Raw genomic sequence first — 12,916 nt, 5'->3', positions numbered from 1 at the left:
GCCGAATCCCACACTGTGAGCGCCACGCGGGCAATCCCGTCGCACGCCGGCAACAACCGTTTTGGCCCCAAGCATAGGGGTTTTCACTGAAGTAGAATCGCGGCTGTCGTTCGCCTTACCGTCCGCCCGCCCCGCGCATCCTGCGCCCGCCCGAGCGGCGGCTTTTCCCGAGCCCACCGCGATGCCCTTACCTCTTTTCGCCCTCGCCGTAGCCGCATTTGGAATCGGTACCACCGAGTTCGTGATCATGGGGCTGCTGCCCAATGTCGCGCGCGATCTCGGCGTGTCGATCCCGGCCGCCGGCATGCTCGTGTCGGGCTATGCGCTCGGCGTGACGATCGGTGCGCCGATCCTCGCGATCGTCACCGCGAAGATGCCACGCAAGCGCGCGCTGATGGGCCTGATCGGGCTGTTCATCGCGGGCAACCTGTTCTGCGCGATCGCCCCGGGCTATGCGGTGCTGATGGCCGCGCGCGTCGTCACGGCGTTCTGCCACGGCGCGTTCTTCGGGATCGGCTCGGTGGTCGCGAGCAACCTCGTCGCGCCGAACCGTCGCGCGCAGGCGATCGCGCTGATGTTCACCGGCCTGACGCTCGCGAACGTGCTCGGCGTGCCGCTCGGCACCGCGCTCGGCCAGGCATACGGCTGGCGCGCGACGTTCTGGGCCGTCACCGGCATCGGCATCGCCGCGGCCGCCGCGCTGGCTGTCTGCCTGCCGAAGAACCTTGCGATGCCCGACACCAGCATCACGCGCGAATTCAGCGTGCTGAAGCATCCACAGGTGCTGATGGTGCTCGGCATCAGCGTGCTCGCGTCGGCCAGCCTCTTCAGCGTGTTCACGTACATCACGCCGATCCTCGAGGATGTGACGGGCTTCTCGCCGCGCCAGGTCACCTACGTGCTGCTGTTGTTCGGCCTCGGGCTGACGGTGGGCGGCACGCTCGGCGGCAAGCTCGCCGACTGGCGCCGGATGCCGTCGCTGATCGCGACGCTCGCGCTGATCGGCGTGGTCCTCGCGCTGTTCGCGGGCACGATGCACCTGCCGTTCGCGGCGCTCGCGACGATCTTCCTGTGGGGCATCCTCGCGTTCGCGATCGTGCCGCCGCTGCAGATCCTGATCGTCGACCGCGCCAGCGACGCGCCGAACCTCGCGTCGACGCTGAACCAGGGTGCGTTCAACCTCGGCAACGCGACCGGCGCATGGCTCGGCGGGATGGCGATCGGCTCCGGCGTGTCGCTCGTGAACCTGCCGTGGGTCGGCGTCGCGATGGCCGTCGCGGCGCTCGCGCTCACGCTGTGGTCGGCGTCGCTCGAACGTCGGCCGGTGGCCGTGCCGACCGAGTACGTGTGACGCAACCCTGCTGAAATCGTTGCGGGCACAACTCCACTCAAAGCTGATGGCCTTCATGGACCTTTCAAGATCCGCGGTGTAGCATCCCCGCCGATGAAAGCCATTCTTAATCGCGATTTCCTCGCACTCATCCTGAGCGTCGCGGTCGTCGGTCTCGGCACCGGCGCCACGCTGCCGCTCACCGCGCTCGCGCTGACCGAAGCCGGACACGGCACCAACGTCGTCGGCATGTTGACGGCCGCGCAGGCGCTCGGCGGCCTCGCGATCGTCCCGTTCGTCACCGCGCTTGCACGGCACATCGGCTCGCGCCGCGCGATCGTCGTGTCGGTCGTGTTGCTCGCGGCGGCCACCGCGCTGATGCAGTTCACGTCGAACCTGATCCTGTGGGGCGCGCTGCGCGTGCTGTGCGGCGCCGCGCTGATGCTGCTGTTCACGATCGGCGAGGCGTGGGTCAACCAGCTCGCCGACGATTCGACGCGCGGCCGCGTCGTCGCGATCTACGCGACCAATTTCACGCTGTTCCAGATGGCGGGCCCCGTGCTCGTAAGCCAGATCGCCGGTGCGACGAGCATCCGCTTCGCGCTGTGCGGCGCGCTGTTCCTGCTCGCGCTGCCGACGCTCGCGACGATCCGGCGCGCGCCGCTCGCCGGCGACGACGCGCATCACGAAGCGCACGGCCGCTGGCTCGACATCCTGCCGCGCATGCCAGCGTTGATCATCGGCACCGGCTTCTTCGCGCTGTTCGATACGCTCGCGCTGTCGCTGCTGCCGCTCTACGCGATGGATCACGGCGTCGCGAGCGCCACCGCCGTGCTGCTCGCGTCGATCATGCTGTTCGGCGATACCGCGATGCAGTTCCCGATCGGCTGGCTCGCGGACAAGCTCGGCCGCGAACGCGTGCACCTCGGCGCAGGCTGGATCGTGCTCGCCGGCCTGCCGCTGCTGCCGTTCGTGATCGCCAATCCGTGGCTGTGCTGGCCGTTGCTGTTCGTGCTCGGCGCGGCGGCCGGCAGCATCTACACGCTGTCGCTCGTCGCGTGCGGCGAACGCTTCCGCGGTGCGGCGCTCGTCACCGCGAGCTCGCTGGTGTCGGCGTCGTGGAGCGCCGCGAGCTTCGGCGGCCCGTTGGTCGCCGGCGCGCTGATGGAACAACTGGGCAGCCACGCGCTGGTCGGCGTGCTGGTCGTCTGCGTCGCGGCGTTCGTCGCGGCCGCGCTGTGGGAGCGCCGCGTCGCGCTGCAGCGCGCGGTCTGATGCAGATTGGCGTTGGCGTTGGCGTTGGCGTTGGCGTTGGCGCGCAGCATCATGCACCGATACGCGTCAGCCCGCTCGCGTCCCTCCCGCGGTAAACGAAAACGGCCCGCGCAATGCGGGCCGCCCTGTCCTTCCGGACTACGCGCGATCCACACGTGACCTACGCATAACGTTTCGCGCTGCGATCCGTCACGCGCTGCGCGCCGGCAAAATCTTCCCCGCACACGTGCCGAAGCCGACCCGATAACCGTCGCCCTGGCACCAGCCGGCGAGCGTCAGCTCGTCGCCGTCCTCGATGAACGTGCGGCTGCCGCCACCGTTCAGCGCGACCGGCTCCTTGCCGTTCCACGTCAGTTCGAGCAGGCTGCCGAACGAATCCTTCGTCGGCCCGCTGATCGTGCCCGAACCCATCAGGTCACCCACGCGCGTGTTGCAGCCCGCGACCGTGTGATGCGCGAGCTGCTGCGCCATCGTCCAGTACATGTGCTTGAAGTTCGTGCGACAGATCGACGTGGCTTCGGCCGCCCCTTCCGCGCGCAGCGTCACTTCCAGCGCGATGTCGAACCCATGCTTGCCCGCGTGCCGCAGATACGCGAGCGGCTGCGGCGACTGCTCCGGCTGCGCGACACGGAATGGTTCGAGCGCGTCGAGCGTGACGATCCATGGCGAGATCGTCGTCGCGAAGCCCTTCGAATTGAACGGCCCGAGCGGCACGTATTCCCACTGCTGGATGTCGCGCGCGCTCCAGTCGTTCAGCAGCACCATCCCGAAGATATGCGCTTCCGCGTCCTCGCACGCGATCGGCTCGCCGAGCGCATTGCCCTTCCCGACGATGAAACCCGTCTCCAGTTCGATGTCGAGCTTGCGGCACGCACCGAATACCGGGCGCTCCTGGTCGGGCAACTTCAGTTGCCCGTTCGGGCGCCGCACCGGCGTGCCGCTCACGACCACCGACGACGCTCGGCCGTTGTAGCCGATCGGCATCTCCGACCAGTTCGGCAGCAGCGCATTCTTCGGATCACGGAACATCGAACCGACGTTGGTCGCGTGCTCCTTCGACGAATAGAAATCGGTATAGCCGGGAATGTCGACCGGCAGATGCAGCGTCGCGTCGCGCTGCGCGACGAGCACCTGTGCGCGCAGCGCCGTATCGTCGCGCAACCGCGCGTTGTCGCGCGAAAACAGATCGGACAGCTGCACGCGCACGCTACGCCATGCGTCACGGCCGAGCGCGATGAATGCATTGAGCGTCGGTGCCGCGAACACATCGGCACCGGCCGGCAGCGTCACGAGGCCCGCGCGCGCGAGCGCAGCGAGATCGACGATCTGGTCGCCGAGCGCCACGCCTGCACGGCGCGACGCTTGCTTCGCATCGCTGAAGATCCCGAACGGCAGGTTCTGGATCGGGAAATCGCAGGCGGCGTCGTTCGCCGTCTCGACCCAGCTCTTGCGGGCCGGGTCGAGCGTCGCGCGCCAGTCTTGGGTATCGCTCATCGTTGCTCCGGGTTGAAGTGTTTCTTGATGCCTTGCCAGCATTCGAAGTAGTCGGCCTGCAGCTGCGCGGTGTCGAGCGCGTAGCGCGTCGGCCGGATCAGCGTGCGGGTTTCGAACATGAACGCCATCGTCGCGTCGACCTTGTGCGGCTTCGTCGTGTCGCTCGCCGATGCCTTCTCGAACGTGTCCGCGTCGGGCCCGTGGCCCGACATGCAGTTGTGCAGGCTCGCGCCGCCCGGCACGAAGCCTTCGGCCTTCGCGTCATAAGCGCCGTGTACGAGCCCCATGAATTCGCTCGCGACGTTGCGGTGGAACCAGGGCGGGCGGAACGTATCCTCGGCCGCGAGCCAGCGCGGCGGGAAGATCACGAAGTCGATCGTGTCGACGCCCGGCGTGTCGCTCTGCGACTGCAGCACCAGGAAGATCGACGGATCGGGATGGTCGTAGCTGATCGAGCCGATCGTGTTGAACAGGCGCAGGTCGTACTTGTAGGGCGCGTAGTTGCCGTGCCACGCGACGACGTCGAGCGGCGAATGGCCGATGTCCGCGCGCCACAGCCGGCCGTTCAGCTTCGCGATCAGCTCGAACGCGCCCTCGCGGTCTTCATACGCGGCTTGCGGCGTCAGGAAGTCGCGCGGGTTCGCGAGACCGTTCGAGCCGATCGGGCCGAGATCCGGCAGGCGCAGTTGCGCGCCGAAGTTCTCGCAGATGTAGCCGCGCGCATCGCCGTCCGGCAGCGTGACGGCAAAACGCACGCCGCGCGGGATCACCGCGATCTCGAACGGCTCGACGTCGACGCGGCCGAATTCGGTCGCGATGAACAGGCGCCCCTGCTGCGGCACGATCAGCAGTTCGCCGTCCGCGCTGTAGAAGAAGCGGTCCTGCATCGAGCGGTTCGCCGCGTACAGGTGGATCGCGCAGCCGTTCATCGCGGCGGCCGAACCGTTGCCGGCCATCGTCACGAGGCCGTCGACGAAATCGGTCGGCTCGGCCGGCATCGGCAGCGGATCCCAGCGCAGCTGGTTCGGCGGTGTCGGCGGCACGTCGGCCGAATCGCCGAACTCCGACACGAGCCGCTGCGGCCCCGCGTACGGCTCGAACGGCCGGTGCACGGCCGCCGGGCGGATGCGGTACAGCCACGAGCGGCGGTTGTGGCCGCGCGGCGCGGTGAACGCCGTGCCCGACAGCTGCTCCGCGTACAACCCGTACGGCGCGCGCTGCGGCGAGTTGCGGCCGTGCGGCAACGCGCCGGGCAATGCCTCGGTCGCGAATTCGTTCGCGAAACCGCTCTGGTAGCCGGCGGTTGCCGGTTTCGACAGGTCAAGCGTCATCGTTTCCTTTCTCCCTCAATTCATCGCGGCGTTCGGCGCCTGCGCACCGCTTCGCCGCGTCACACCGGCAAGCCCCAGGACGAACAGCGCCGAGCACAGCACGGGCACCGCGGCCGCATGGAACAGCGCACCGTTCGACCAGTTGAGCGCAATCAGTTGTCCGCCGACGAGCGGCCCGAGCACCGAGCCGATCCGGCCGATGCCGAGGCTCCAGCCGATGCCCGTCGAGCGCAGCGACGTCGGGTAATACTGGCCCGCGAGCGCGTTCACGGCCGGCTGCCCGCCGACCACGCAGAACCCGCCCGCGAACACCACCACCAGCAGCCACGGCAGCGCATGCGCGACCGAGCCGATCAGTCCCACCGACACGGCCGCGCACGCGAAGCAGGCGAACAGCACGCGCACGAAGCCGTAGCGTTCGATGAACCAGCCGAGCGACAGCGTGCCGATCACGCCGCCCGTCTGCAGCACCGTACCGACGATCACCGCCGTGCCCGGCGAATAGCCCGCATCGCGCATCACGGTCGGCAGCCAGTTCGACAGGAAGTACAGATCGATCAGGTTCATGAAGCTGATCGCCCACAGCAGCAGCGTGACCGGCAGGCGGCCGTGGCTGAACAGTTCGGCGACCGGCGCACCGGTCGCGGCGCGCTCGCGCACGACGAGCCGCGTGTTCGCATCGATGCCGGCCTGCGGCGCGAAATGCGCGAGCCACTCGCGTGCCTGCGCGACGCGCCCTTTCAGCACCAGGAACTGCAGCGACTCCGGCAGCCGCGCGACCATCGCGATCGTCAGCACGAGCGGCACCGCGCCGCCGACGAAGAATACCGACCGCCAGCCGAGCGCCGGAATCAACGCGGCGCTGATGAAGCCGCCGATCGCCGCGCCGAGCGTGAAGCCGCACGACACGATCATCATCCGCTTCACGCGATGCGGGGCCGGGCTGAACTCGCCGACCAGCGCCATCGCGTTCGGCATGATGCAGCCGAGGCCGAGGCCCGTGACGAAGCGCAGCGCCATCAGCACCGGGATCGAACCTGCGAATGGCGTCGCGAGCATCGTCACCGCGAAGAACAGCGTCGAGCCGATCAGCACCGGGCGCCGCCCGATCCGGTCGGCCAGCACCGACAGCCCGAGCGCGCCGAGCAGCATCCCGAACAGGCTCGCGCTGAACACGGGCCCCAGCGCCTGCTTCGGCACGCCCCATTCGGCGATCACGCTCGGTGCGACGTAGCCCATCGCCTGCGCATCGAAACCGTCGATCACTAGGCACAGCCCGCACAACACGAGCAGCATCCAGTGGAAGCCCGGGCGATGGGTGTCGTCGATCACGCGCTCGACTTCGAGCACGCGCGCGTCGGCCGGCGCCGCGCTCATCGCGCCACCTCGGCGGCCGGATGCGCGGGCGGCGTCACGCCCTGGCGCGCGAGCGCCATTGCTTCGCGCAGCACGTCGGCGTCGCCGATCTGGTTCGCGAGCAGCAGGATCAGCTTCGCGTTGACGAGCTGGCTGTCGGCGTCGGACAGGTCGCGATGCATGTCGATCAGCGCTTCGTAGAACGCGTCCGGATCGGCCAGGCGCGGGCGGGTGTCGAGTGGGGGCATGACGGAGTCTCCGGTGTCTTTATCGTTTTCAGCGTGCGCAGGTCGCGCGCGCCAGTGCGTCGGCCAGCGCCTGACGGTCGAGCGTGCGCGACCGCGCGCACACGTGCTGGTCGGGACGCAGCAGGTAGAACGTGCCGGGCGTCGCGTCGTAGCGTTGCGCGGCGAGGCCGTCGGCGTCCTCCACGACGACGACACCCGCGACCGGCTGCGCGTGCCCGGCCGGCACGACGAGCACGGGCCGCACCGGCAGCGCGAGGCCGTCGAGCGCCTGCGCGAGCGCAGGCGCATCGCCCGGCAACCCGAACAGCACACCGGTGAAGCCGCCGCCCAGATGCTGCAGCAGCCAGCCCGCCGCGCCCTGCGTACGCACCGGCGCATCGGCCGCCGCCGCGCCCGGCCGCATTGCGCCCGTGAAGGCGTCGCCGTTGCGGTCCGGCGTGTTCAGCGGCGAATCGGCGAGCACCGCCGGCACCGACAGGCGGCCGCTGTTCACGAGCTTGCGCGCGAATTCGCAGTCGCGTGCAAGCTTCAGCGTCGCATCGCGGAACACGCGCGACACTGGGCTCTTCGGCGTGATGAAGTCGGTCGAGCGCGTCGAGTTACGGATGTTCTCGTCGGCCGCGAATTCACGCTCGCTCGCATACGTATCGAGCAGGCTGTCGGCCGAGCGGCCATCGAGCACGAGCTTCAGCTTCCACGCGAGGTTGTCGGCATCCTGCACGCCGCTGTTCGCGCCGCGCGCGCCGAACGGCGACACGCCGTGCGCGGAATCGCCCGCGAACAGCACGCGGCCGTGCCGGAACGATTCCATCCGCTGGCAGCGGAACGTATAGACGCTCACCCATTCGAGCTCGAACTCGACGTCCGGCCCGAGCAGCGCGCGCACGCGCGGGATCACGCGCTCCGGCTGCTTCTCGGCGACGGGGTCGGCATCCCAGCCGAGCTGGAAGTCGATGCGCCACACGTTGTCGGGCTGTCGATGCAGCAGCACCGACTGATTCGGGTGAAACGGCGGGTCGAACCAGAACCAGCGCTCGGTCGGAAACTCCGCCTTCATCTTCACGTCGGCGATCAGGAAACGGTCCTTGAACGTGCGGCCGTGGCTTTCGAGGCCCATCATCGTGCGCATCGGGCTGCGCGAGCCGTCGGCCGCGATCACGTACTGCGCGCGCAGCGTCGCGACGCCTTCCGGCGTTTCGATCGTCAGCACCGCGTGTTCGGCCGACTGGTCGATGCCCGTGACCTTGTGCTTCCAGCGGATGTCGATGTTCGGCAGCTCGAACGCACGGTCGGCCAGGTAGCCTTCGACGTAGTACTGCTGCAGGTTGATGAACGCGGGGCGCGCATGCCCTTCCTCGGGCAGCAGGTCGAATGCGTAAAGCTGCTCGTCCTGCAGGAACACCTTGCCGACGTGCCAGCTCACGCCCTTGTCGACGAAGCGCTCGCCGCAGCCGAGCCGGTCGAAGATCTCGAGCGTGCGCTTCGCGAAGCAGATCGCGCGCGAGCCGGTCGACAGCGTGTCGTCGTCGTCGAGCAGCACGACGCTCACGCCCTGCTGCGCGAGGTCGATCGCGGCCGCAAGGCCCACCGGGCCCGCGCCGACGACGATCACCGGGTGCACGGTCGTGTCCTGCGCACGCGGGCGGTATTCGAACTTCAGCGTCTGGTAATCGATGCTCATGGTCGCCATCCGCTCCTCAACCCTGCCGGGCGCGGGCCGGCACGCCCGTCATCCCGCCCGTCGCCTGCCGGCGCGCCGCGCCGCTCTCCCGCGTGCCATTCCTGTCAACCGCCACGTCTCGCTCCTTGCTTCCTGTTGATTCGTGAACGGCGCCGTTTCGCGGCGCCCGCCTGCCGCATTTCTTGATCGGCGACAAATCCTCGATTTACGAATAGTAAAACCAATTACGAATAGTGAAATCAACGTAAACCCTAGGCGAAGCGTCGAGGACGGGATAACCATATGAGCGAAACGCCAAGCCGAGCTTGGCCGGCACTGCTAATATCAAGCTACGAGGCGGCCCGTTCGGCCGCCGTTTTTCCTTCTTACGCCGATGATTCCGCCCACCATTCCCGAGCTGGTCGCCCGTGCCGGGCAACTGCCGTATCTGCGGGATCACCTCGCGCTCGCCGATGGCGGCACCGCAAGCGCGAACCTGCCGGAGCGCACGCTCGGCAGCGCCTACGAACCGATCTACGACGTGACGATGCCCGGTGCACCGCAATCGACGTCGTTCGCCGACGCGATCGAGCGCTACGGCGACGAGCTCGGCTTCCAGGCCGTGACGGTCGTCACGGGTGCGCCGCACGATCCGGTCGACTCGGCCGTCGACGACCAGACGCTCGTCGCGATCGACCGCCTGTCGCGCGCGCTGCATGCCATCAATTTCTTTGGCGCACAGCGCCACGGGCTGCTGTTCCTGCGCGTGCACGAACGGCTGCTGAAAAGCGTGAAGTACGACCACGGCAAGCATTTCTCGTCGGTGCTGCAGCGCTTCGGGCTGCCGAACGAGCGGATCGTGATCGAGCTGCCGGCGGTCGCGGTCGCGCACAAGACCTTCCTCGGCTACCTGACGCGCAGCTATCAGCATCACGGCTTCAAGGTCGCGGACAAGCTGCCGGACCCGGGCCGCATCCTCGCGGTCGAATCGGAGATGGCGCGCCCGGACTACATCAAGATGGATGCGGGCATCGCGTTGCGCGACGGGATGGTCAAGGCGCTCGTCGCGTATGCGCAGCGCGTGCGGATTCCGCTGATCTTCGACGGCGTCGTCGACGAAACGCAGTGCGAGCTGCTGCGCCAGTACGACGTGCGGTTCATGCAGGGGCCCGTGTTCGCGAAGGTCGTGACGGCCTGAGCCACGGTGGATGAGGGGTTCGCCCACGCGGGGCGTCGCGTGCCGACAGTTGAATGCAGGTGATGTAACGGGGGAGTCGGGCCGTCTGGCTTGCCCCGTCGTCCGAGATCCGGCGGGCGGTTGCCGGCCTCGTGGAAAGACCGGCTTCGCGGGAACGCGCGCTTCGTTTCCGGCAAAACCGATGTCGGCGCTGACCTACCGCTTACGCCCTTCCACCGTCATCGTACTTGGGCAGATCGTCGTCGATCTCGATGCCCGGAAAGCGATCCCCATACCAGACATGCCAGGCCGGACGCAGCCGCGACGGCTCGTCGAGCGTCGCGTAATTGATCTCGACCGTCCTGGGTGCATCACTGAGCCGGTATTCGAGCTGCGCGCCGCAACGGCCGCAGAAGCGCCGCTCGCCCCACGCGCTCGACGCATACACCGTCGGCTCGCCTTGCAGGTATTCGAACGCGTCGATCGGCACCGATGCCGACGCGACGACCGCCGCGCCGGTCGTGCGCTGACAGAGCCGGCAGTGGCAAAAACCGGCGTCGGCCGGGACATGGGTGATCCGGTACCGGATCGCGCCACACGCGCATCCGCCTTCCATCGATTCTGCGTGAGACATGGCAAGCCTCTTCGTCGGTGAGCTGGCGAACGATCATGCGCGCGGTTCGTTCGTGGCACAACCGGCGGCGGTGTCGTGCTCGTACGCTGCCGACCGTACCAGCGCCCCTCCCTGTGGCTTGCGCCCCTCGCTCAGGCCGTCTGCCCAAGTCGCTGCGCGAGCGCCTTCAGCTTCGGCCCGACCTGCGTACGGAACACGTCCTCGTCCATCGACGATGCGGGGCCGCTGCAGCTCAGGATCAGCCAGCGCCCTTCGCGCGGCTCGCGAAACGGCACGGCCGCCGCGTTGACGTCCATGTGCCACGCCCGGAACGAATAGCAGCAGCCCCCCGCCGAGAACTCGGCCACCGCCTGCTGCGCGGCAGCGACGAGCGCATCGGCGTCGGCCGCGCCGCCGGCCGCACGATGCAGCTCCACATAAAGCGCGCGGCGCACGTCTTCCGGCTGCACGGCCAGGTACGCGCGCCCCATCGAGCTCGTCAGCATCGACAGCCGCGAACCGGGCGCAAGCCCGAGCGTCAGTGCGGTCTCGCTGCGGATCGTCTCCAGATAGATCATGTCGAGCCCATCGCGGCAGCCGAGCGACACGGCCGCGCCGATGTCGCGCGCGAGCGCCTGCATGTGCGGCCGTGCGAGGTCGATCGTGCCCGAGCCCGACAGCAGCGCGTAGCCGAGCGACAGCACGCCGGCGTCGAGCGCATACTTTCCGAGCGTCTCGTCGTAACGCAGGTAGCCGAGTACGGTCAGCGTGTAGGCGAGCCGGTTCACCGTCGCCTTCGGCAGCCCGGTGCGCTCCGCGAAGTCGCGGTTGCCGAGCATCGTCTCCCCGGGCCGGAATGCACGCAGCAAGTCGAGCCCGCGCGCAAGCGCGACGACGAACTTGCGTTCGTCGATCGTGGTTTCGTCGATGGTTGAAAGTGTCATCTGGTGCTACACTGGGGTCGATTTGCAAAACATTGTTCCGCACAGCGGAACTTCCGTCAAGCAAACTCTCAGGCAATAAACCCGGCTGAATCAGGGACCGACCGTAAAGCGTGGGACCCGGGGAAGCGCTGGAGTGCTAACTCGGGTCGACCGCGAAGCATGGGACCCGAGTAAGCGCTAAAGCGCTAACTCGGGTCGACAGGAGATGAGACGATGAGTGCTGCAACTTTTCATTGGGACGATCCGCTGCTGCTCGACCAGCAACTGACCGAAGAAGAGCGGATGGTGCGTGATGCCGCGCAAGCGTACGCGCAGGACAAGCTCGCACCGCGCGTCACCGAAGCGTTCCGCCACGAACGCACCGACGCCGAAATCTTCCGCGAAATGGGCGAAGTCGGCCTGCTCGGCCCGACGATTCCCGAGGAATACGGCGGCCCCGGCCTCAACTACGTGAGCTACGGCCTGATCGCCCGCGAAGTCGAGCGCGTCGATTCAGGCTACCGGTCGATGATGTCCGTGCAGTCGTCGCTCGTGATGGTCCCGATCCACGAATTCGGCTCCGACGCGCAGAAGCAGAAATACCTGCCGAAACTCGCCACCGGCGAATGGATCGGCTGCTTCGGGCTGACCGAGCCGAACCACGGGTCCGATCCGGGCAGCATGGTCACCCGCGCGAAGAAAGTGCCCGGCGGCTACTCGCTGTCCGGCGCGAAGATGTGGATCACGAACTCGCCGATCGCCGACGTGTTCGTCGTGTGGGCGAAGCTCGAAGAGAACGGCAAGGACGCGATCCGCGGCTTCATCCTCGAGAAAGGCTGGAAAGGCCTGTCGGCGCCCGCGATCCACGGCAAGGTCGGGCTGCGCGCGTCGATCACCGGCGAGATCGTCCTCGACGAGGTGTTCGTGCCGGAAGAGAACCTGATGCCGAACGTGAGCGGCCTGCGCGGCCCGTTCACGTGCCTGAACTCGGCGCGCTACGGGATCGCATGGGGCGCGCTCGGCGCCGCCGAGTCCTGCTGGCACACCGCCCGCCAGTACGTGCTCGACCGCCAGCAGTTCGGCCGGCCGCTCGCCGCGAACCAGCTGATCCAGAAGAAGCTCGCCGACATGCAGACCGAAATCACCCTCGGCCTGCAAGGCGTGCTGCGCCTCGGCCGGATGAAGGACGAAGGCACGGCGGCCGTCGAGATCACGTCGATCATGAAGCGCAACTCGTGCGGCAAGGCGCTCGACATCGCACGGCTCGCGCGCGACATGCTCGGCGGCAACGGTATCTCCGACGAATTCGGCGTCGCGCGCCACCTCGTGAACCTCGAAGTGGTCAACACCTACGAAGGCACGCACGACATCCACGCACTGATCCTCGGCCGCGCGCAGACGGGCATCCAGGCATTCTTCTGATCGTCCGGATGCGGCGCGCGGCAACCGCGCCGCGCCGCGCTCGCGCAAAAGACACGGCCCGCCCGGCAATCATGCCGGGCGGGCCGT

At 68.0% G+C, this 12,916-nt stretch carries 11 protein-coding genes; 4 read left to right on the top strand and 7 right to left on the bottom strand.

Features of this window, described 5'->3' with window-relative positions:
- Window positions 1-181 precede the first annotated feature (181 nt).
- Both CFB41_RS03920 and CFB41_RS03915 read left to right on the top strand, forming a co-directional pair.
- Entirely contained in the window at window positions 182-1,351 is a 1,170-nt protein-coding gene (locus CFB41_RS03920) for an MFS transporter (protein ID WP_089455673.1), read from the top strand.
- A 93-nt stretch (window positions 1,352-1,444) separates the two neighbouring features.
- Window positions 1,445-2,605 carry an MFS transporter gene (locus CFB41_RS03915; protein WP_089455672.1) on the top strand — a complete coding sequence of 387 codons (1,161 nt, stop codon included), beginning with the start codon at window positions 1,445-1,447 and terminating at the stop codon, window positions 2,603-2,605.
- A 189-nt stretch (window positions 2,606-2,794) separates the two neighbouring features.
- On the opposite strand, the gene fahA is transcribed toward CFB41_RS03915, so the two are convergent.
- From fahA to CFB41_RS03890, 5 genes are read right to left on the bottom strand one after another with little or no spacing between them, the layout of a single operon-like run.
- A complete protein-coding gene (gene fahA, locus CFB41_RS03910; protein WP_089455671.1) occupies window positions 2,795-4,099 on the bottom strand; it encodes a fumarylacetoacetase in 1,305 nt (434 codons plus the stop codon).
- On the bottom strand, window positions 4,096-5,430 hold the full coding sequence (hmgA, locus tag CFB41_RS03905; RefSeq protein WP_089439328.1) for a homogentisate 1,2-dioxygenase: 1,335 nt from the start codon (window positions 5,428-5,430) through the stop codon (window positions 4,096-4,098). Before hmgA ends, fahA begins: the two co-directional genes overlap by 4 nt.
- Before the next feature lie 15 nt (window positions 5,431-5,445).
- Window positions 5,446-6,807, bottom strand: a complete 1,362-nt coding sequence (locus CFB41_RS03900) for an MFS transporter (RefSeq protein ID WP_089455670.1) — start codon at window positions 6,805-6,807, stop codon at window positions 5,446-5,448.
- Window positions 6,804-7,034, bottom strand: a complete 231-nt coding sequence (locus CFB41_RS03895; RefSeq protein ID WP_089455669.1) for a DUF2783 domain-containing protein — start codon at window positions 7,032-7,034, stop codon at window positions 6,804-6,806. Before CFB41_RS03895 ends, CFB41_RS03900 begins: the two co-directional genes overlap by 4 nt.
- A gap of 28 nt (window positions 7,035-7,062) precedes the next feature.
- Window positions 7,063-8,724 carry an FAD-dependent oxidoreductase gene (locus CFB41_RS03890; protein WP_089455668.1) on the bottom strand — a complete coding sequence of 554 codons (1,662 nt, stop codon included), beginning with the start codon at window positions 8,722-8,724 and terminating at the stop codon, window positions 7,063-7,065.
- Between the two features lie 364 nt (window positions 8,725-9,088).
- Here CFB41_RS03890 and CFB41_RS03880 point away from each other — a divergent pair, with 364 nt between their 5' ends.
- On the top strand, window positions 9,089-9,892 hold the full coding sequence (locus tag CFB41_RS03880) for an EAL domain-containing protein (protein ID WP_089455667.1): 804 nt from the start codon (window positions 9,089-9,091) through the stop codon (window positions 9,890-9,892).
- A gap of 202 nt (window positions 9,893-10,094) precedes the next feature.
- Here CFB41_RS03880 and CFB41_RS03875 read toward each other — a convergent pair whose 3' ends face one another.
- Window positions 10,095-10,505: a GFA family protein gene (locus CFB41_RS03875; RefSeq protein ID WP_089430670.1), complete on the bottom strand. Its 411-nt coding sequence runs from the start codon at window positions 10,503-10,505 to the stop codon at window positions 10,095-10,097.
- Between the two features lie 131 nt (window positions 10,506-10,636).
- Window positions 10,637-11,428, bottom strand: coding sequence for an IclR family transcriptional regulator (locus tag CFB41_RS03870; RefSeq protein ID WP_089455666.1), 792 nt, complete (start codon window positions 11,426-11,428; stop codon window positions 10,637-10,639).
- A 213-nt stretch (window positions 11,429-11,641) separates the two neighbouring features.
- On the opposite strand from CFB41_RS03870, the gene CFB41_RS03865 reads away from it, so the two are divergent.
- Window positions 11,642-12,829 (top strand): acyl-CoA dehydrogenase, encoded by a 1,188-nt coding sequence (locus CFB41_RS03865; RefSeq protein WP_046545018.1) that lies wholly within the window; start codon window positions 11,642-11,644, stop codon window positions 12,827-12,829.
- Window positions 12,830-12,916 lie beyond the last annotated feature (87 nt).

This window comes from Burkholderia sp. AU33803, from assembly GCF_002223095.1.
Classification (GTDB): domain Bacteria; phylum Pseudomonadota; class Gammaproteobacteria; order Burkholderiales; family Burkholderiaceae; genus Burkholderia.
This window is presented reverse-complemented; position numbering and strand designations above follow the sequence as displayed.